Annotated in this window: 14 protein-coding genes; 8 read left to right on the top strand and 6 right to left on the bottom strand. The window is 60.8% G+C overall.

Features of this window, described 5'->3' with window-relative positions; genetic code table 11:
• Nucleotides 1-36: 36 nt before the first annotated feature.
• From AC13Q5_RS12440 to AC13Q5_RS12450, 3 genes are read left to right on the top strand one after another with little or no spacing between them, the layout of a single operon-like run.
• Nucleotides 37-1,533, top strand: coding sequence for an efflux RND transporter periplasmic adaptor subunit (locus AC13Q5_RS12440; RefSeq protein WP_075853547.1), 1,497 nt, complete (start codon nucleotides 37-39; stop codon nucleotides 1,531-1,533).
• A complete protein-coding gene (locus tag AC13Q5_RS12445; RefSeq protein WP_488501854.1) occupies nucleotides 1,530-4,649 on the top strand; it encodes an efflux RND transporter permease subunit in 3,120 nt (1,039 codons plus the stop codon). Before AC13Q5_RS12440 ends, AC13Q5_RS12445 begins: the two co-directional genes overlap by 4 nt.
• Entirely contained in the window at nucleotides 4,646-7,753 is a 3,108-nt protein-coding gene (locus tag AC13Q5_RS12450) for an efflux RND transporter permease subunit (RefSeq protein WP_488501855.1), read from the top strand. The genes AC13Q5_RS12445 and AC13Q5_RS12450 overlap by 4 nt, the downstream gene beginning before the upstream one ends.
• 347 nt (nucleotides 7,754-8,100) lie before the next feature.
• Here the strand turns inward: AC13Q5_RS12450 and AC13Q5_RS12455 are convergent, their stop codons facing one another.
• The 3 genes from AC13Q5_RS12455 to AC13Q5_RS12465 all read right to left on the bottom strand — a co-directional run bounded on the left by AC13Q5_RS12455 (nucleotide 8,101) and on the right by AC13Q5_RS12465 (nucleotide 12,917).
• Entirely contained in the window at nucleotides 8,101-11,250 is a 3,150-nt protein-coding gene (locus AC13Q5_RS12455) for an efflux RND transporter permease subunit (RefSeq protein WP_488501856.1), read from the bottom strand.
• Nucleotides 11,251-11,259: 9 nt separating this feature from the next.
• On the bottom strand, nucleotides 11,260-12,564 hold the full coding sequence (locus AC13Q5_RS12460) for an efflux RND transporter periplasmic adaptor subunit (RefSeq protein WP_075853551.1): 1,305 nt from the start codon (nucleotides 12,562-12,564) through the stop codon (nucleotides 11,260-11,262).
• A 68-nt stretch (nucleotides 12,565-12,632) separates the two neighbouring features.
• Nucleotides 12,633-12,917: a hypothetical protein gene (locus tag AC13Q5_RS12465; RefSeq protein WP_244557859.1), complete on the bottom strand. Its 285-nt coding sequence runs from the start codon at nucleotides 12,915-12,917 to the stop codon at nucleotides 12,633-12,635.
• Here AC13Q5_RS12465 and AC13Q5_RS12470 point away from each other — a divergent pair.
• Nucleotides 12,819-13,343, top strand: a complete 525-nt coding sequence (locus tag AC13Q5_RS12470; RefSeq protein ID WP_488502022.1) for a TetR/AcrR family transcriptional regulator — start codon at nucleotides 12,819-12,821, stop codon at nucleotides 13,341-13,343. The genes AC13Q5_RS12465 and AC13Q5_RS12470 overlap by 99 nt on opposite strands.
• 209 nt (nucleotides 13,344-13,552) lie before the next feature.
• Here AC13Q5_RS12470 and AC13Q5_RS12475 read toward each other — a convergent pair whose 3' ends face one another.
• The 3 genes from AC13Q5_RS12475 to AC13Q5_RS12485 form a co-directional block, all read right to left on the bottom strand.
• Entirely contained in the window at nucleotides 13,553-13,792 is a 240-nt protein-coding gene (locus tag AC13Q5_RS12475) for a hypothetical protein (RefSeq protein WP_075853552.1), read from the bottom strand.
• A 435-nt stretch (nucleotides 13,793-14,227) separates the two neighbouring features.
• Nucleotides 14,228-14,686, bottom strand: coding sequence for a helix-turn-helix domain-containing protein (locus AC13Q5_RS12480; RefSeq protein WP_075853554.1), 459 nt, complete (start codon nucleotides 14,684-14,686; stop codon nucleotides 14,228-14,230).
• 186 nt (nucleotides 14,687-14,872) lie between these two features.
• Nucleotides 14,873-15,181, bottom strand: coding sequence for a hypothetical protein (locus tag AC13Q5_RS12485; RefSeq protein WP_488501857.1), 309 nt, complete (start codon nucleotides 15,179-15,181; stop codon nucleotides 14,873-14,875).
• A gap of 293 nt (nucleotides 15,182-15,474) precedes the next feature.
• Here AC13Q5_RS12485 and AC13Q5_RS12490 point away from each other — a divergent pair, with 293 nt between their 5' ends.
• The 4 genes from AC13Q5_RS12490 (at nucleotide 15,475) to AC13Q5_RS12505 (ending at nucleotide 19,586) form a co-directional block, all read left to right on the top strand.
• Nucleotides 15,475-16,488, top strand: a complete 1,014-nt coding sequence (locus AC13Q5_RS12490; RefSeq protein ID WP_075853556.1) for an ABC transporter substrate-binding protein — start codon at nucleotides 15,475-15,477, stop codon at nucleotides 16,486-16,488.
• A gap of 249 nt (nucleotides 16,489-16,737) precedes the next feature.
• A complete protein-coding gene (locus AC13Q5_RS12495; RefSeq protein WP_075853557.1) occupies nucleotides 16,738-17,751 on the top strand; it encodes an ABC transporter substrate-binding protein in 1,014 nt (337 codons plus the stop codon).
• Nucleotides 17,752-17,872: 121 nt separating this feature from the next.
• Complete coding sequence (locus tag AC13Q5_RS12500) at nucleotides 17,873-18,691, top strand: ABC transporter ATP-binding protein (protein WP_075853558.1); 819 nt, start codon at nucleotides 17,873-17,875, stop codon at nucleotides 18,689-18,691.
• A 13-nt stretch (nucleotides 18,692-18,704) separates the two neighbouring features.
• Nucleotides 18,705-19,586 (top strand): ABC transporter permease, encoded by an 882-nt coding sequence (locus AC13Q5_RS12505; protein ID WP_075853559.1) that lies wholly within the window; start codon nucleotides 18,705-18,707, stop codon nucleotides 19,584-19,586.
• Nucleotides 19,587-19,598: the final 12 nt, after the last annotated feature.

Below are 19,598 nucleotides of genomic sequence, written 5' to 3' on the forward strand. Positions count from 1 at the left end.
CAGAGATCGCCCGAGGTCTTGAGGAAAGGTGTTTGGATGGCTCGGACATTTCGGGTCGTGGTGTGGCTGGCGGTAATCGGCGCTGTGGGATACGGCGCCTATGCGACCCGCGATCGTTGGCTTGGGCCGGCGGAAAAGCTGCTCGGATATCAGAACGCGGCTGCGCCTGCGGAGCAGGCTCAGGGCGGACGCCGTGGCGGCCAGGGGCAGGGCGGTGGCGGGCGGCGCAGCATGTCGCAGTTCAGCGGGCCGGTTCCCGTACTTGCCGCCGATGCGACGACGGCTGACGTGCCCGTCTACATCAATGGCGTGGGTTCGGTGAAGGCCTTGAATACCGTGACGGTGCGCGCGCAGGTCAACGGCAGGGTCGTCGAAATCAATTTCGTCGAAGGCCAGGATATCAAGAAGGGCGACGTCATCGCCCGTATCGACGATTCCGTCTACAAGGCGCAGCTCGACCAGGCGATTGCCAAGAAGGCGCAGGATGAAGCCCTGCTTGCCGGTGCCCAGCGCGATCTCGTGCGCTATCAGCTCATGGTGAAGAGTGCTTCCGGCACGCAGCAGCAGGTCGACACGCAGACGTCGTTGGTGGCGCAATATACCGCGCAGGTGCAGGTGGATGTGGCGGCGATCGAAAGTGCGCAGGCGACGCTCGACTATACGACGATCAGGGCAGCCTTCGATGGGCGTACCGGCATCCGCAACGTCGATGTCGGCAATCTCGTCAGCTCCGGCGATACGACCGGTATCGTGACGCTTTCGCAGATCAAGCCGATTTCCGTGCTGTTTTCCATCCCGCAACAGCAACTTGCCCGCGTCAATGCGGCAAGTGCTGCCGGAACGCTTTCCGTCCAGGCCATGGGCAATGATGGCGAGACGGTCGTTGACAATGGTTCGCTGGGCGTGGTCGACAATCAGGTCGATCCGACCACGGGTACGGTCAAGCTGAAGGCCAATTTCCCGAACGACAAGCTCGCGTTGTGGCCCGGCGCCTTCGTCAATGCCCGCCTGCTCGTCGAGACGCTGAAGGCGGTCACCGTCATTCCGAGCGGCGCCGTACAGCGCGGGCCGAACGGAACCTTCGTTTACATCATCGGCCAGGACCAGACCGTTGCGATGAAGACGGTGAAGGTGCGCCAGCAGGACGATACGCTCGCCGTGATCGCCGACGGCGTCTCGCCGGGCGACAAGGTGGTGACAACGGGCTTCGCGCGGCTTCAGAATGGATCGAAGGTGCAGATTTCGGCCAATCCGGATCAGACGTCGCCGGCTGCTCCGTCAACCGACAACAACGGGCAGCCGGTCGCAGAAAACGACCAGCAGAATAGCGGTGCTGGTACTGCAAATGCCAGCGAACGCCCGCATCGCCGCCACAATGGCCAGGGTGGCCAAGGTGGTCAGGGCGGTGCCGGCGGTCACAACGGCCATCGCGGCCAGGATGGTCAGCCGGCCGCCGGTGGCGCGCAAGGCGCGGATACGGGCAGCGGCTCGGCCTCCAACAATTCCTCCACCACGCCGACACAGCAACAATGAACGTCTCGTCGCTCTTCATATCCAGGCCGATCGCCACCTCGCTTCTCGGGGTGGCGGTTCTGTTGGGCGGCATTCTCGGCTTCCTCTTCCTGCCGGTTGCGCCACTGCCGCAGGTGGATTTCCCGACGATCCAGGTGACGACGCAGCTTCCGGGCGCCGATCCCGACACGATGGCTGCCCTGGTGACGGCACCCTTGGAACGGCCGCTCGGCCAGATCCCGTCGCTTGCGTCGATGACCTCGTCGAGTGCCTTCGGCATCAGCCAGATTACGCTGCAATTCGACCTCGGCCGCGATATCGATGGCGCCGCGCAGGATGTGCAGGCGGCGATCAATGCGGCCGGCTCGACCTTGCCGCGCACACTTCCCTATCCGCCGACCTATTCAAAAGTGAATCCGGCCGACACGCCGATCGTGACGCTCGCTCTGCGCTCGAACAGCTATTCGATCCGCGAGCTCAGCGATTTCGCCGATACGATGATGGCGCAGCGCCTGAGCGAAGTCTCCGGCGTCGGCGACGTCAATATCCAGGGCGGCGTCAAGCCGGCCATCCGCATCCAGGTGGACCTGCCGCGTCTCGCCTCCTACGGGCTCGCCCTGGAAGATATCCGTTCGGCGATCACCAACGCCAGCGTTGCCGGCGCCAAGGGCTCGCTCGACGGCACACAGCAGAGCTTCACGCTTGCGGCCAACGACCAGATCGTCGATCCCAACGTCTACAGGTCCGTCATCGTCGCCTATCGCAACAGCGCGCCGGTGCAATTGAAGGACGTCGCAACCGTCGTCGAGGGGCTGGAGAACAATCGCGTCGGCGCCTGGTATCAGGGCCAGCCCGCCGTCATTCTCGACATCATGCGCCAGCCGGGCGCCAACGTCATCCAGACGGTCGAGAACGTGCTGAAGCAGATCCCGAAGCTGAAACAGGCGATGCCCGCCGGCGTTTCCCTCGATATCGTCAACGACCGCACCGAGACGATCCGGGCTTCGATCCATGACGTGCAGTGGACGCTGGTTGTCTCCATCGGCCTCGTCATCCTCGTCGTGCTGCTGTTCCTGCGGACAATGACGGCGACCTTCATTGCCGGGGTTGCCCTACCGCTGTCGCTGATTGCGACCTTCGGCGTCATGTGGTTTGCCGGCTTCAGCCTCGATAATCTCTCGCTCATGGCGCTGACCATCGGCACCGGCTTCGTCGTCGACGATGCCATCGTGATGATCGAGAACATCGCCCGCCATATCGAGGAGGGCGAAAACCCAATGCAGGCGGCGCTGAAGGGGGCCGGCGAGATCGGCTTCACCATCATTTCACTGACCGTCTCGCTCGTTGCCGTCTTCATTCCGCTCTTGTTCATGACCGGCATCGTCGGGCGCATGTTCCGCGAATTCGCGCTGACGCTGACCATCGCCGTGGTCGTGTCGGCCGTCGTCTCGCTGACGCTGACGCCGATGATGTGCGCCCGCATCCTGCGCAAGCCTAGGGAGCGCCAGGGTGGTTTCCTGGCCGGCGCCGATCGCTTTACGGACTGGATGATCGAAGGTTATCGACGCAGCCTCGTCTGGGCGGTGGATCGCAGCGGCCTCATGCTGCTGGTGACGGTGGTGACGCTGATCGCGACGATCGCGCTTTATGTCGTCATTCCCAAGGGCTTCCTGCCGGCGCAGGATACCGGCCTCATCACCGCCGTCATCGAAGCAGAGCCGACGACCTCGTTCGAAACGATGAAGCAGATCCAGGCTGATGTGGCCGATCGGCTCCGCAAGGATCAGGATGTCAGCGGCGTGGTTTCCGTCATCGGCGCCAGTGCCAGCAATCTGACGCTGAATACGGGCAACCTCAGCCTCGTCCTGAAGCCGCGCAACCAGCGCAATGCTTCCGCCGACGAGATCATCGACCGGATGCGCGGCGAAGTCACCGGCATGCCCGGCATCCACGTCACCTTCCAGAGCGTGCGCGATATCTCCATCAGCACCAGGGCAAGCCGCGCGCCCTATCAATATACCCTGACGGGTACGGACACGAACACCGTCGTCGACTGGTCGCAGAAGCTCGCGCAGCGCCTGCAGGAGAGCCCGAAGCTCATCGATGTCTCCTCCGAAGTCGAAATGGGCGGCGGGCGCATCTTCGTCGACGTCAACCGCGAGACGGCCTCGCGGCTCGGCGTCTCGATGCAGGCCGTCAGCGACACGCTGAACGATGCCTTCGGCCAGCGGCAGATCGCGACGATCTACGGCCAGGCCAACCAGTATCGCGTCATTCTGGAGGCAGCACCCCAATACCAGTCGGATCCGAAATCGCTCGACAAGCTCTATGTCGCCGGCGCCAGCGACACCCAGGTGCCGCTCAACGCCTTCACGACCGCGAGTTTCACGACCGCGCCGCTGGTCATCAGCCATGACGAGCAGTTCCCGGCCGTGACGCTCAGCTTCGACCTCGCCAAGGGCGCGTCGCTCAGCGACGCCGTGGCGGAAATCAAGGCGGCTGAGCTGGACATCGGCATGCCCGACAATATCCAGCGCAAATATTCGGGCGATGCCGAGGAATTCGCCTCGTCGCTTGCGGGCGAGCCCTGGCTGATCCTCGCGGCTGTGGTGACGATCTACATCGTGCTCGGCCTGCTATACGAGAGCGCCGTTCATCCCGTGACGATCCTGTCGACGCTGCCCTCGGCCGGCGTCGGTGCGCTTCTGGCGCTGATGCTGTTCGGACAGGACCTGTCGATCATCGCGCTGATCGGCATCGTACTCCTGATGGGTATCGTCAAGAAGAACGCGATCATGATGATCGACTTTGCGCTGGAGGCGGAGCGCAAGGAAGGTCTTGAGCCGCGCGAAGCCATTCTGAAGGCGTCGATCCTGCGTTTCCGCCCGATCATGATGACGACGCTTGCAGCACTCTTCGGCGCACTGCCGCTGGCGCTCGCGCAGGGCACGGGCGCAGAACTGCGCATTCCGCTCGGGATCACCATCATCGGCGGCCTCGTGCTTTCGCAGCTTCTGACGCTCTATACGACGCCGGTGATCTATCTGGCCTTCGAGCGCTTGCGCGCCAAGGTCGTCGGCCGTACCAGCGGCACGCCGAGCGCCGAGATGAACGAATTGGCGGGTGGCGAGACATGAACATCTCCGAGCCGTTCGTCAAACGCCCTGTCGGGACGACGCTTCTGGCGATCGGGTTGATGATCCTCGGCATCGTTGCCTATCGCTTCCTGCCGGTCGCAAGCCTGCCGACCGTGGATCTGCCGACGATCGTCGTCTCCGCCAGCCGTCCAGGCGCCGATCCGGCCAGCATGGCGGCAAGCGTTGCAGCGCCGCTTGAACGCCATCTCGGCACCATTGCCGGCATCACGCAATTGACGTCGGTCAGCTCGCTTGGATCGAGCAGCATCATTGCGCAATTCGATCTCTCGCGCAGTGTCGATGGCGCTGCGCAGGACGTGCAGGCAGCCCTGAACGCGGCGGCAACCGACCTGCCGGGCGATCTGCCGACCCTGCCGTCCTTCCGCAAGATCAACCCGGCGGCGGCACCCGTCCTGATCCTGGCGCTGACGTCGGACAATGTCCCCGCAAGCGCCATCTACGATGCCGCCGACACGGTGGTTGTGCAACGGATCTCGCAGGTGGACGGCGTCGGCGGCGTTACCGTCAGCGGCGCTGACCAACCGGCCGTGCGCGTCAGGCTCGATCCCGACCGGCTCTCGGCCATGGGCCTGTCGCTCGATGCCGTCCGCACGGCGATCGTCAATGCCAGCGTGCTCGGACCGTTCGGTTCCATCGATGGGGCCTCGGGTGCGTTCTCCCTTGCCGTGAACAGCCAGTTGCGAACGCCGGAGGCCTATGGGCGGATCATCGTCCAAAGCGGCGACGGCACGGCCGTCCGCCTCTCAGATATCGCCACCGTCGAGCCCGGCGTGCGCAACAGCCGCTCGGATGCCTGGTATGACGGCAAGCCGGCCGTGCTGCTCAACATCACCAAGCAGGCGGATGCGAACGTCATCGCCACCGTCGATGGCGTCAAGCAGCTGATCCCGGAGCTGCAGCGGCTCATTCCCGCCGGCGTCAAAATATCGATCCTTTCCGACCGCACCACAACGATCCATGCCAGCGTCAACGACATGCAATGGACGCTGCTTGCCACCATCTGCCTGGTCATGGCCGTCGTCTTCGTGTTCCTGCGGCGCGCGACACCTACGGTCGCCGCCGGCGTCACCGTGCCGCTGTCGCTCGCCGGGACCTTCGCCGCGATGTGGCTGTTCGGGCTGTCGATCGACAATCTCTCCTTGATGGCGCTTGCGGTATCCGTCGGCTTCGTCGTCGACGACGCCATCGTCATGATCGAAAACATCTATGCCAATCTGGAAACCGGCATGAAGCCGATGAAGGCGGCGCTCGAGGGGGCAAAGCAGATCGGCTTCACGGTCGTTTCGATCAGCCTGTCGCTGCTTGCCGCCTTCATCCCGCTGTTCTTCATGGGCGGCATCGTCGGCCGGTTCTTCCAGACCTTCTCGCTGACGCTCGGGTTTACCATCGTCGTTTCGACGTTGGTGTCGCTGACGCTGACACCGATGATCTGCGGCCATCGCCTGCGCCAGCATGATATCGATGCCCGGCCCGGCCCGTTCGGCCGCATCGTCGAGGGCACATTGGGCGCCATTATCGGCTTTTATGGCCGGACGCTGCGGGCGGTGCTGCATCACCGTGTCTTGTCGGTGCTCGTCATCATCGGCTGCGTGGTCATGTCGGGCTATCTCTACGTCAAGGTTCCGAAGGGCTTCATTCCGCAGGATGACACTGGCTTCATCCAGGGCGGAACGCAGGCGGCGACGGATATTTCCTATCCGGCCATGGTCAAATTGCAGCAGCAGGCGGCAGATATTGTCGCCAAGGATCCTGCGGTCTCGGGTCTTGGATCTTCGGTGGGTGGCGGCGGCTTCTCCAGCTCCATCAACCGCGGGCAGCTCTTAATCTCGCTCAAGCCGGAATCGGAGCGGGCGTCGACGGCTGATGTCATCGACCGTCTTCGCAAACAACTGATGGCCGTTCCGGGGCTCAGCACTTTCCTGTTTTCCCCTGGCGATATCCGTGCGGGCGCACGCCAGTCGCAATCGCAGTATCAATTCACGCTCTGGGGTGCGAACTACGACGAACTGGTGGATTGGGCACCGAAGGTGCTGGAGCGCATGCAGGCGCTGCCGGGATTGACCGATGTCGCGACCGACAGGCAGCCCAACGGCCTGCAGGCGACCGTCAATATCGACCGGAGCCTCGCTTCCCAGCTCGGCGTCAACATCCAGTCCATCGATTCCGCGCTCAACAATGCCTTTGCGCAGCGGCAGATCTCGACGATCTACACGCAGCGCAACCAGTATCGTGTCGTGCTGGAGGCGGATCCGAACTATGCTCTCGACCCGCACGATATTTCCAAGCTCTATGTGCCGGCATCCGGCGGCACGCAGGTGCCGCTGAGCGCAGTCGCGTCGATCGACCGGACGCTGGCGCCGCTGGTGGTCAATCACCAAGGCCAATATCCCTCCGTCACCATCTCCTACAATCTGGCGCTCAATACACCGCTGCAGGTGGCAAACGATGCCATCCAGAAGGCTGTGCTGGACATGCACCTGCCCGATACGCTGCATGCGGATTTTGCCGGCGACGCCGCAAGCGTCACGCAATCGTCCGGCAGCCAGCCGCTGTTGCTTCTGGCGGCGCTGCTGACGGTCTACATCGTGCTCGGCATCCTCTATGAAAGCCTGGCGCATCCGCTGACGATCATCTCGACGCTGCCATCGGCCGGCCTCGGTGCGCTGCTTGCGCTCGCCATCAGCGGCACCGAACTGACGATTATCGCCTTCATCGGCATTATCCTTCTGATCGGCATCGTAAAGAAGAACGGTATCATGATGGTGGATTTTGCGCTGCAGGGCGAGCGCGTACTCGGTCTGTCTTCGGAGGAGGCGATCTATCAGGCGTGCCTCAAGCGTTTCCGGCCGATCCTGATGACCACGCTCGCCGCACTGATGGGCGCCATTCCGCTGATCATCGCAACCGGCCCCGGTTCGGAGCTGCGCCGGCCGCTTGGGATCACCATCGTTGGCGGCCTTGTCGTTTCGCAGGTGCTGACCCTTTATACGACGCCGATCATCTATCTGATGCTCGCCAAGCTGCATGCAAAATGGTCGCCGAAGGCGCAGTCTGTGGTATCGGTGCCTGTCGCTTCGAGCTGAGTTGAGCTTAACTCCATTGATCGTTGGCGCTTACCCCTTCTCCCCAGCAGGGAGGGGAAGATTCCGGAGATGATCCGCACCATATACGATTGCCCTGTCCTAGAGGGGGAAGGGGATGCGCGGCAACGTTTTTGCCTCACATACGATTGTCCTACGTTCCCAGTGGCGATTTCCAAGTGCTTGGCGAAGGTTGGCAGGTGTGGCGCCACGCCCCCACGCGCAGTAGGAAATTCCTTCGGCTCCCACGACATCAAAACCAAAAGGGGCTCCTGCATTATCGCGGGAGCCCCTTTGGTTCGATCAAGACCGCCGCCCGCTTCTTGATGTCGAGGGCGGGCGGCGTTTCGTTAGTGCGTGGTGCCGCTATCGGGCGCCGGCGTTTCCTGCGTGGTCACTGGGCCAATCCTGCCCTTGAAGACACGGCGGACGGAGACGAAGAGCAGCGGGATGAAGAAGACGCCAAGCACGGTTGCCGAGATCATGCCGCCCATGACGCCGATACCGATCGAGTTCTGGCTGCCGGAACCGGCCCCATTGGCGATCGCCAGCGGCAGAACGCCGAGGATGAAGGCGAGCGAAGTCATCAGGATCGGCCGCAGACGCTGGCGGGATGCTTCGAGCGTGGCATCGATCAGGTTCTTGCCCTGGTTCTGCTGCTCGATGGCGAATTCGACGATCAGGATGGCGTTTTTCGCCGCCAGGCCGATGGTCGTCAAGAGACCGACCTTGAAGTAGACGTCGTTCGACTGTCCGAACAGGGTTGCGGCCAAGAGCGCGCCGAAGATGCCGATCGGCACCGACAGCATGACGGCGAGCGGGATCGACCAGCTTTCATAGAGGGCTGCGAGCGCCAGGAAGACGACCAGGATGGAGATGGCATAGAGCTGGCTTGCCTGGTTGCCGGAGAGCTTTTCCTGGGCGGACAGGCTGGTCCATTCATGGCTGAAGCCCGGCGGCAGGGTCGCCATGATCTTGTCGATCTCGTTCATGGCGTCACCGGAGGAGACACCCGGCGCTGCCGCACCCTGGATTTCGACGGCGGACGAGCCGTTATAGCGCTCCAGGCGCGGCGAACCGTAAGTCCATTGGCCGTTCGAGAAGGCCGAGAAGGGCACCATGTCGCCGCCGGAGTTGCGCACATACCAGCGGCCGAAGTCCTCCGGCTGCATGCGGAAGTCCTTATCCGCCTGCACGTAGACCTTCTTGACGCGACCGCGGTCGATGAAGTCGTTGACGTAGGTGCCACCCCATGCGGTCGATAGCGTCGTGTCGATGTCAGAGAGCGTGATGTTGAGTGCGCTCGCCTTTTCCTGATCGATATTGACGGAATATTGCGGCGTATCTTCCTGGCCATTCGGACGGGTGCCGAAGAGTTTCGGATTCTTGGCAGCTGCGCCGAGCAACTGGTTGCGTGCCTGGATGAGCGCGGCATGGCCGGCACCGTTGATATCCTTGATGAAGAAGTCGAAACCGCTCGAGCTGCCGAAGCCGGGGATTGCCGGCGGTGCCAGCGCGAAGACGCTGCCGTCCTTGATCTTCGAGAAAGCGCCCATGGCGCGGCCGGCGATGGCCTGTGCCTTCGACTGCGGCGTCTTGCGCTGATCGAAGTCCTTCAACCTGACGAAGACGATACCGACGTTCTGGCCCTGACCGCTGAAGCCGAAGCCTGCGACGGCGAATGCGCCTTCGACATAATCCTTCTCGTTGTTGAGATAGTAGTCCTTGACCTGGTTAAGCACCGTCCACGTTCGGGAATCCGTCGCGCCCGGGGGCAGCTGGATCGCGGTCAGAAGGATGCCCTGATCCTCTTCCGGAAGGAAGGAACTGGGCAGGCGGTTGAAGAGGTAGGCAACACCGCCGCCGATGGCGACGAAGATGAGCAGGAAGACGATGCTCAGGCGGATCATGCCGTGGATGGTGCGCTGATAGCCGCGCGTTCCCCGTTCGAAGTTGCGGTTGAACCAGCCGAAGGCGCCCTTTTCCTTCGCGCCATGCTTGGGCTTCTTCAGGATGGTGGCGCAAAGGGCCGGCGTCAGGATCAGGGCGACGATGACGGAAAGCACCATTGCCGAGACGATCGTCACCGAGAACTGCCGGTAGATGATGCCAACCGAACCGGAGAAGAAGGCCATCGGAATGAACACGGCCGACAGCACCGTGGCGATGCCGATCAGCGCGCCGGTGATTTCCTGCATCGACTTGATCGTCGCCGCGCGAGGCGACAACCCTTCTTCCTCCATCACGCGCTCGACGTTTTCGACGACGACGATGGCGTCGTCGACCAACAGGCCGATCGCCAGCACCATGCCGAACATGGTCAAGGTGTTGATGGAATAGCCGAACAGCGAGAGTACGCCGAAGGTGCCAAGCAGCACGACCGGGACGGCGAGCGTCGGGATCAACGTGGCGCGGATGTTCTGCAGGAAGACGAACATGACGATGAAGACGAGCACGATGGCTTCGAACAGCGTCTTGACCACGTCCTCGATCGACAGCTTCACGAACGGCGTCGTGTCATAGGGATAGACGACTTCGACATTCGGCGGCAGGGTCTGGCTCAGATTGTTGATGGTCGTCCTGACCGCTTCCGCCGTGTTGATGGCATTGGCGCCGGAGGCGAGCATGACGGCAAGACCGGCCGAAGGATGACCGTTATAGGTGCTCGACGTCGTGTAGCTTTCCGCTCCAAGCTCGACGGTGGCGACATCGTTAAGACGGACGAGCGAGCCGTTGGACTGGCTCTTCAGGATGATGTTTTCGAATTGCTCGGGCGTCTGCAGGCGGCTCTTGGCGGTTACCGTCGCGTTCAGCTGTTGACCCTTGCGCTGCGGCAGGGCACCGAGCTGACCGGCAGAAACCTGCGAATTCTGTGCCTGGATCGCGGTGGTGACATCGCTCACCATCAGCTGATACTTGGCAAGTTTGTCGGGATCGACCCAGATGCGCATGGCGTATCCGGAGCCGAAAATCTGCGTGTTGCCGACGCCTTCGATACGCTTCAGCGTATCGTTGAGCGTGCTCGAAACGTAGTCGGCGAGGTCGTTCGAATTGAGCTTGCCGTCCGTCGATACGAAACCGACGACCATGAGGAAGTTCGAAGTCGATTTGGAAACGACGATACCGCTTGTCTGAACCGTCGTCGGCAATTGCGCGGTGACGAGCTGCAGCTTGTTCTGCACCTGCATCTGCGCAACGTCGGAATCCGCCTTGTTGTTAAAGGTCAGCGAGATCGATGCCTGGCCGGTCGAGGTCGAGGTCGACGTCATGTAGTCAAGGTTATCGATGCCGGTCATGCCCTGCTCGATGACCTTGGTCACCGAGTTTTCGACGGTTGCGGCGTCTGCGCCCGAATAGGTGGCGGAAATGCTCACCGTTGTCGGTGCGATCTGCGGGTATTGCGAGATCGACAGGGTGAAGATCGACAGCGCACCCGCCAGCATGATGACGATAGCGATTACCCAGGCAAAGATCGGCCGGTCAATGAAGAAACGAGACATTGAACCACCTCACTTCTGAGCGCCTGGGGCGGCTTTGGTATCTGTCTTTTCCAGTCCGGCCTGCTCCGTTGATGGCTTGCTGTCGGCCGCGGCCTGCTTCACTTCGCCGGTCGCATCGTCGATGGTCACAGGAGAGACATTGACTTCCTGCCCGTCGCGGATGCGCTGGACGCCTTCGACGACAACGCGATCGCCATCGGTTATGCCCTGATTCACCAGCCAGCTATTGCCGATGCTGCGCTCCACCTTCAGGACCCGCTGCTGCACCTTGCCTTCGGCTGTCACGAACATGGCGATCGGCTCGCCCTTCGTGTTGCGCGTCACGGCGCGCTGCGGCACCAGGAAACTGTTTTCGGCAATGCCTTCCTGGATGGTGGCGCGCACATACATGCCGGGCAGCAGAACACGATCGGGATTGGGGAAGACGGCGCGGACGGTAATTGTACCAACCGTTTCGGCGACAGAGGACTCGGCAAATTCGAGCTTGCCGGTTTCCTTGTACTGGCTGCCGTCCTCGAGCGTCAGGTGCACGGAGACGTTGTCGCCGCTCGTCTTCAGCCGGCCTTCGGCGACGGCACGGCGGAATTCGAGCAAGTTGGTGCTCGACTGGGTGACGTCGACATTGATCGGATCGAGCTGGCGGATGGTGGTCAGCGCCGTTGTCTGCTCGGCGGTGACGAGGGCGCCGACCGTGACGGCCGAAGCATCGACGCGACCGCCGATCGGCGCGCGCATCTTGGTGTAGTTGAGATTGATACGTGCCGTTTCCAGGGCTGCTCTCGCCGATGCCACGTCTGCGTTCGCCTGAGCCAAAGTGGAAAGTGCATCGTCCAGATTTTGCTTGCTGACTGCGTCCTGCGCCGTCAGGCTCTTATAGCGATCTACTTTTGACTGGGCGCTCGGCACGGCTCCCTCCGCTTTCTGCAGGGAAGCCGTGGCGCTGTCATAGGATGCCTGGAAAGAGGCCGGATCAATTTCGTAGAGCACGTCGCCCGCGTTGACCTCGCTACCTTCCTTGAAGTTGCGGCTGCGGATGATGCCGCCGACCTGCGGTCGCACTTCTGCGACGAGGTAGGCGCTGGTGCGGCCAGGCAGTTCGGCGGTGATGGCGACGGATTGCGGATGCAGCGACATCGCGCTGACTTCCGTCTTGACGACGGGAGCGGTGTTTTGGGCGGAATTCTGCTGGTTGCAGCCTGCCAGCAACATCGCGGCGACAATTCCGGCGGCGGTCAGTGAGCCGCGGCCAATCGAAAGACGAGCGGATATCACCGGATATGCGAGTGCAGAAGTGGGAGGGGCGAGCTTTCGCACGTTGCTATTTCCTGTTGCCTTATTTATAGTACCAAGTCGTACAGAAAATATTTGTACTGCTTCAAATGTCAATCGTATTCGGCTGTTGGGGTCAAGACGGTGTGCTGACAAAGGAACGAACAGCCAAGGCCGATCAGGCCGCCAAGCGACGCCCGCGCGGCCGTCCGAAAACCGTGAACGACGATGCGCGCCGCGCGGAGATCGTTGCGGAGGCGCGCGCGACCTTCTATGAGCTGGGCTACGGCGGTACAACCATGGATCTGGTTGCTGCCCGGTGCCGGATTTCGAAGCAGACCCTCTACAGGTTGTTTCCAGGCAAGACCGATCTCTTCATGGCCATCATCGTCGAGCATCGCGCATCCATGCTGGCCCTGCCGCGGCCTACGGATGAGAGCTTGCCATTCGACAAGGCGCTCGAGCTGATATTCATGATCGACATTGATGAAGATCAGGAGCGTGAACGGGATGCCTTCATTCACCTTGCCATCAGTGAATCGCAGCAATCTCCGGAGATCGCGACATTGATGCACACTTATGGTGCGAGACAATCACAGCGGATGTTGGCGGATTGGCTTATCGAGCAGCAGCGGCGCGGCCTGATCGAAATTGCCGATGCGGCAAGCGGAGCGCGCATGTTGATGAGCGTGATCTTCGACGCGATGATTTCGAGGCCGGGTCGTCCGAAAGATTGGCCGGACCGCGAAACGCGGTTGCGTCATGTCCGCCATTGTATCGCGATTTTTACCGCCGGCGTCCAGCCGCGCAAAGGTGACCGCTAAAGCGCGTCCGATCTCTCGGATTCGCGTCCCCGTGTTTAGGCCCTTGATTTTGCGCATGTCGTTGTCGCAAGGCCGCCGCAGACTTTTGGGCAACATGTTCTCGGCCTCTTGTCCCGACAATTTCGGTTCGCAAAAGAAAAATGCCGATATGGCCTGCTGAGCCATACCGGCATCGTCCCGTATCCGGCAGAGGCCGGAATTACTCCAATTCAGTGTGCCACCACGTTTGCTATGTCCGTTCCCTCTTCGAACAAGGGATTGGGCAAGCCATTTTCATACATTTCCTGCAGCACGGCCCCGAGCGCCAAGTCCAGGCACCAGACCGGGAATTCCGCATTCAGGTTTTTGGCGCTCTGCCGTGCGTAAGTGATGAGCCGAGCGATTGATGCCAGTTCCTTGAGCGAGTCTGGGTCCTGGTATGCGGCGTCGATCGGAAGTGCTGCTGTCATTTCGTGCCCTCTATTGCCCCCGTTCCCGGCAGACGAATCGTATCTGGCCGGGAACATGAGCAAACCGTAACGAATGTTTTGCAGCTTGGCGCGTGACATGCGGCGTGACACGATGCGTGATTGCGGCGATTTTTTGATTTTGCAATTTCAAGGCGTGAAATGCGGCATGCGAGGGATAAGAAGGGGCGTCCCGTCGAATATTTGCGCGCAAAACCCGCCTATGTTTCCGCGGTCGGCGAGATTTTGGTGCCGCCAGGATATCGATCTTGGCGGCCCGCTTCGAGCCGTTGCCAGGCTGGACAGACTGGAATCTTCGGGGAGAGCTCCGGCCCCAAAGCGCATCGCGATCTTTCAGATTCGCTTCTTGCACTTTAGGCTTTTGATTTTGCGCATGTCGTTGCCGCAAAACCGATGCGCACTTTTGTGCGACCTTGTTTAGTTGCGCAGTCCGACCGATACGTTCGTCGCGCGCGGGATATGATCCGGCAGCACGTCGGAGGCATTTGCCAGCGACTTGATCAGCGTCAGCACGGACTGGCGAATGCTTGGATCGTTGATCTTCATGAACGCCTTGTTGAGGCTAAGACCCTCTTTGGACGTCAGGAAGTCCGACAGATCCTCAAGGCCGTTGATTGCGCCGAGGCCATCGGTGTTCAGCGGCTGCGAATTGTCCTGCTGGAAGAAGAAGGCAACCGGTACGGCGAGCACGCCAGCAATGGCCTGCAGCCGGCTGGCGCCGATACGATTCGTGCCCTTTTCGTATTTCTGCACCTGCTGAAACGTCACGCCGATCTGTTCCGCAAGCCGCTCCTGGCTCATGCCAAGCATAAGACGGCGCGTGCGCACGCGAGAGCCTACATAGGCATCGATCGGGTTCGGTACTTTTGCACTCACTGCGCAATCTCCTTATTCGAATAGGGCTGGCGGATTACACCATACGTTGACCCTTCACGATAAAGGGCGCGTGCTCTATCTGCCCGCAAAATGTGCGTTAAATGTGGGTGGAGCTCAACTAAAAGTCTTTTTATGTTAAGTTTTGTAACTCCGCACACGCATAAACCACAGAAAAGCTGATTCGCGTCAATGTGGATTGAAGATGGAAGACGGCTTGCAATTGTAGACGGGGCAAACCGGGTTATCCTTCGTCGGTACGTAGCTGCGGCCGGCATAATCGGATATGTCGCATTGCCCGCTGTCGGCCACATAGCGATCGTAGAGAACCGGGCCGCCGCGAGGCGCAGGATAGCGCAATATGACTGCACGTTCCTTTGCGATGAGCTGCTGAACGGCAGCGCAGGTTTTGCTCAGTGACTCGTAGCGGGAAATTGCCGATGCCGGTCCGGCGATCATGAGTGCTGATAGAGTAACGGCTACGGCTGCACTTCTCATGGGTCGGCCCCCCTCGGCGAAAGCATGGATCTTACATAGTCGCGCCGCGGCAGTTGCCAAGATCGGGCAGCGCTTCTCGTTGTAAAGCGATCCCGCTCTCTGGTGCTTCGGCAATGAGAACGGCCAAATTTGCAGCACGAATACCAAGGAAATAAACTTGCAACGTCACCCCTTCGGATCGCGCACTGAAAGCCGACTGAAAGGTTGCCCGTCTTAAGCTCGCTAAGCTTCGTGGAGGAAGCAATTTTGCGCAGCGTCGTATGGCGTGAGCATTCAAACCGGAGGAGACCTTAATGCGTTCGTCGCGCACTCTTTTTAACACCGTAGCCCTATCCCTCGTCATGACAGCTGCTTCCTTTGCGGCTCCAGCGGCGCATGCTGCCGATAAGATCTCGATCATGGTGGGTGGCTACGAGAAGCAGATCTATCTGCCGGCCAAACTTGCCGAAGGCCTCGGCTACTTCAAGGAGGAAGGTCTGAACGTCGAGCTTCTGAACGAGCCTGCAGGCGTTGATGCGGAAAACGAAATGCTGGCTGGCGCCGTCCAGGGCGTCGTCGGCTTCTACGATCACTGTATCGACCTCCAGGGCAAGGGCAAGTTCGTCGAATCGGTCGTGCAGTTCAGCCAGGCACCCGGCGAAGTCGAGCTGGTGTCGGCCAAGCATCCGGAGATCAAAGCCCCCGCCGATTTCAAGGGCAAGAGCCTCGGCGTTACCGGCCTCGGTTCTTCAACCAACTTTCTGACGCAGTATCTGGCCGTCAAGGCCGGCCTGAAGCTTGGGGAATTCACCTCCGTTCCGGTCGGTGCCGGCCAGACCTTCATCGCGGCCATGCAGCAGGATGCCATCCAAGCGGGCATGACGACCGAGCCGACGGTCTCGCGTCTCTTGAAGACCGGCGAGGCCAAGGTTCTGATCGACATGCGCACGATGGACGGGACAAGAGCTGCTCTGGGTGGAACCTATCCGGCAGCGTCTCTTTATATGCAGGAATCATGGGTCAAGGACCACAAGGAGGAAACGCAGAAGCTTGCGAACGCTTTCGTCAAGACACTGCATTTCATCAACACCCATTCGGCCGCCGAGATTGCCGACAAGATGCCGAAGGACTTCTATGTCGGTGACAAGGAAGGCTATGTGAAGGCGCTCGAAAACGGCAAGGCCATGTTCACGCCGGATGGCGTCATGCCGGAAGACGGCCCGAAAACCGTTCTTGCCGTGCTTTCCGAGTTTTCCAAGAACGTCCAGGGCAAGTCGATCGACCTGAAGAGGACCTACACGACGGAATTCGTCAAGAACGCCAAGTAGTTCGGAGCATCGTTCCCGGTCTCGACAAGGGCTGGGTTTCCGTCAGATCGCGAAGTGACAGACGAACGCCGGCGGCACATATTCGTGCCGCCGGCGTTCGCATTAATAAAATTGCAATGTCGCATTCAAGGGGCTGAAAGCTGAAAGCTAGCTGAAAGGTAGCCTACGTTAGTTTGGCTAAGCTTCGTGGAGGAAGCACCTTTTCTGCAGCGTCGCATGGCGCAATGATTCAAACAGGAGGAGACATTGATGCGTCCATCGCGCACCTTTTTTCACACCGTAGCCCTTTCTCTCGTCATGACTGCCGCTTCCTTTGCAGCGACGGCTGCCAATGCTGCCGACAAGATCTCCATCATGGTGGGCGGCTACGAAAAGCAGATCTATCTGCCGGCCAAGCTCGCCGAATCCCTCGGCTACTTCAAGGATGAAGGCCTCGACGTCGAGCTTCTCAACGAATCCGCCGGTGTCGACGCTGAAAACCAGCTGCTCGCAGGCGCCGTTCAGGGCGTCGTCGGCTTCTACGACCACTGTGTCGACCTGCAGGCCAAGGGCAAGTTCATCAAGTCCGTCGTGCAGTTCAGCCAGGCTCCGGGCGAAGTCGAGCTGGTTTCGTCGAAGTATCCGGATATCAAGTCCTTCGCCGATCTGAAGGGCAAGCGCGCCGGCGTCACCGGCCTCGGCTCGTCGACCAACTTCCTGACGCTCTACATGGCGTCGAAGGCTGGTCTCTCGCCGGCCGACATCACGCCTGTTCCGGTCGGTGCCGGCCAGACCTTCATCGCCGCGATGCAGCAGGACGCCATCCAGGTTGGCATGACCACCGAGCCGACGATCTCGCGCCTGCTGAAGACCGGCGAAGCCAAGATCCTCGTCGATCTGCGCACGCTGAAGGGCACCGAAGCTGCGCTCGGCGGTACCTATCCGGCCGCATCGCTCTATATGGATGCCGCATGGGTCGATGCGCATAAGGACGAAGTGCAGAAGCTGGCGAATGCTTTCGTCAAGACGCTGCGCTTCATCAATACGCATTCCGCCGCCGAAATTGCCGACAAGATGCCGAAGGACTTCTACGTCGGCGACAAGGACGGCTACATCAAGGCTCTCGACGCCGGCAAGGAAATGTTCACGGCCGACGGCGTGATGCCGGAAGATGGTCCGAAGACGGTTCTCGCCGTGCTCTCGCAGTTCTCGAAGAACGTGAAGGGCAAGACGATCGATCTGTCGAAGACCTACACGACGGAATTCGTCAAGAACGTCAAGTAAGCAGTCAGAACGCCGCTTCCGGCCAGTTTTCAAACAGGTTCCGGAAGCGGCAGTTCAAAAGACTTTGCAGTTCACTGGGCTTTGCGTGCACGCCCTGAAGGCACGCGTCAGGATCAGCACCATGCAACAGGATGAACGCCGCGCACCGGCGATCGAGCTCATCAATGTCAGCCGCCGTTTCGTATCGCCGACCGGCAAATCGCTGACCGCACTGCGCGATTTCAACATGACCGTCGAACGCGGCGAATTCGTCGCTGTTGTCGGACCGACGGGCTGCGGCAAGTCGACGACGCTCAACCTCGTCACCGGCCTTGCCAAGCCGAGCGCCGGCGAAGTTCGCCTGATGGGCGGCCCGGTCAACGGCATCGACCCTCGCGTCGGCTTCGCCTTCCAGACGGATGCGCTCTTCCCCTGGAAGAACGTCATCGAAAACGTCATGGCCGGCCCACTGTTTCGCGGCAAGTCGAAGGCCGAGGCCGAGAAGATGGCCAAGGACTGGCTCGCCCGCGTCGGCCTCTCGAAGTTCCTGCATCACTATCCGCATCAGCTCTCGGGCGGCATGCGCAAGCGCGTTTCGCTGGCGCAGACCTTCATCAACGAGCCGGAAATCCTGCTGATGGACGAGCCCTTCTCGGCCCTCGACGTACAGACCCGCACGGTCATGCATGAAGAACTGCTGAAGCTCTGGGCCGAACGCCAGGCATCGGTCGTTTTCGTGACGCACGATCTCGAAGAAGCCGTGGCGCTTGCCGACAAGGTCTATGTGCTGACTGCCGGCCCGGCGACGGTGAAATCGGTCTACACGATCGACCTGCCGCGACCGCGCGTCGTTTCGGAGATCCGCTACGAGCAGAACTTCATCGATTATTGCAAGACGATCTGGGACGACCTGCGCGAAGAGGTCGAAACCAGCTATCGCCGTGCCGCTGAAGCGGCATAAGGGAGGATTGATCATGGCAAACACAGCCCTCGAAACAGGCAATGCCCCGATCTTCCGTGCCGGCACCTCGGACGCGGAAATCGAAGCTGCGGCGCTGAAGGCGCTCGCTCGTCGCAAGTATGTCGTCAAGGCCTGGCAGATCGGCATTCTGCTCGCCATCCTCGGCCTCTGGCAGCTTGCCTCCGACCTACACTGGATCGATCCGTTCTTCTATTCGAGCCCCTATGGCATCGCACTGCGCCTCTGGGACTGGATCACCGAAGGCACCGAGAGCGGCTCGCTCTGGTATCATCTCGGTGTCACCATGGAAGAAGCGCTGATCGGCTTCATCATCGGCTCGGTGACCGGCGTTCTCGTCGGCGTCGCCCTTGGCCGCAACAAGCTCGCTTCCGATATCCTGTCGATCTACATCAAGGCGATCAATTCGATTCCGCGCGTCGTTCTCGCGCCGATCTTCGTGATGATCATGGGTCTCGGCCTGCCGTCCAAGGTGGCGCTCGCCTTTATCATGGTGTTCTTCGTCGTGTTCGCCAATGCCTTCCAGGGCGTCCGCGAAGCCGACCGCAACATGATCGCCAATGCCCGCATCCTCGGCGCCTCCAACTGGCAGGTGACCCGCAACGTCATCCTGCCGTCGGCGATGAGCTGGATTTTTGCAAGCCTGCACATCTCCTTCTCCTTCGCCATCATCGGCGCCATCGTCGGCGAGTTCGTCGGATCGCTGGCCGGTATCGGCTACCTGATCTCGATCGCCAAGGGCACTTATGATGCCGCCGGCCTCTATGCCGCGATCATCCTGGTGATGGTCGTCACGCTCGGCGCCGAATATGTGATGACGCTCATCGAAAACCGCATCACCCGCTGGCGTCCGCAGCAGAGCCTCGACACGCACTAAGCGTTCATTTCT

Source organism: Martinezella sp. CNPSo 3964, assembly GCF_057784375.1.

Coding starts and splice junctions, on each gene's coding strand:
- AC13Q5_RS12440 (WP_075853547.1), top strand. CDS start 37: ATGGCTCGGACATTTCGGGTCGTGGTGTGGCTGGCGGTAATCGGCGCT.
- AC13Q5_RS12445 (WP_488501854.1), top strand. CDS start 1,530: ATGAACGTCTCGTCGCTCTTCATATCCAGGCCGATCGCCACCTCGCTT.
- AC13Q5_RS12450 (WP_488501855.1), top strand. CDS start 4,646: ATGAACATCTCCGAGCCGTTCGTCAAACGCCCTGTCGGGACGACGCTT.
- AC13Q5_RS12455 (WP_488501856.1), bottom strand. CDS start 11,250: ATGTCTCGTTTCTTCATTGACCGGCCGATCTTTGCCTGGGTAATCGCT.
- AC13Q5_RS12470 (WP_488502022.1), top strand. CDS start 12,819: ATGGATCTGGTTGCTGCCCGGTGCCGGATTTCGAAGCAGACCCTCTAC.
- AC13Q5_RS12465 (WP_244557859.1), bottom strand. CDS start 12,917: ATGCTCGACGATGATGGCCATGAAGAGATCGGTCTTGCCTGGAAACAA.
- AC13Q5_RS12475 (WP_075853552.1), bottom strand. CDS start 13,792: ATGACAGCAGCACTTCCGATCGACGCCGCATACCAGGACCCAGACTCG.
- AC13Q5_RS12485 (WP_488501857.1), bottom strand. CDS start 15,181: ATGAGAAGTGCAGCCGTAGCCGTTACTCTATCAGCACTCATGATCGCC.
- AC13Q5_RS12490 (WP_075853556.1), top strand. CDS start 15,475: ATGCGTTCGTCGCGCACTCTTTTTAACACCGTAGCCCTATCCCTCGTC.
- AC13Q5_RS12495 (WP_075853557.1), top strand. CDS start 16,738: ATGCGTCCATCGCGCACCTTTTTTCACACCGTAGCCCTTTCTCTCGTC.
- AC13Q5_RS12500 (WP_075853558.1), top strand. CDS start 17,873: ATGCAACAGGATGAACGCCGCGCACCGGCGATCGAGCTCATCAATGTC.
- AC13Q5_RS12505 (WP_075853559.1), top strand. CDS start 18,705: ATGGCAAACACAGCCCTCGAAACAGGCAATGCCCCGATCTTCCGTGCC.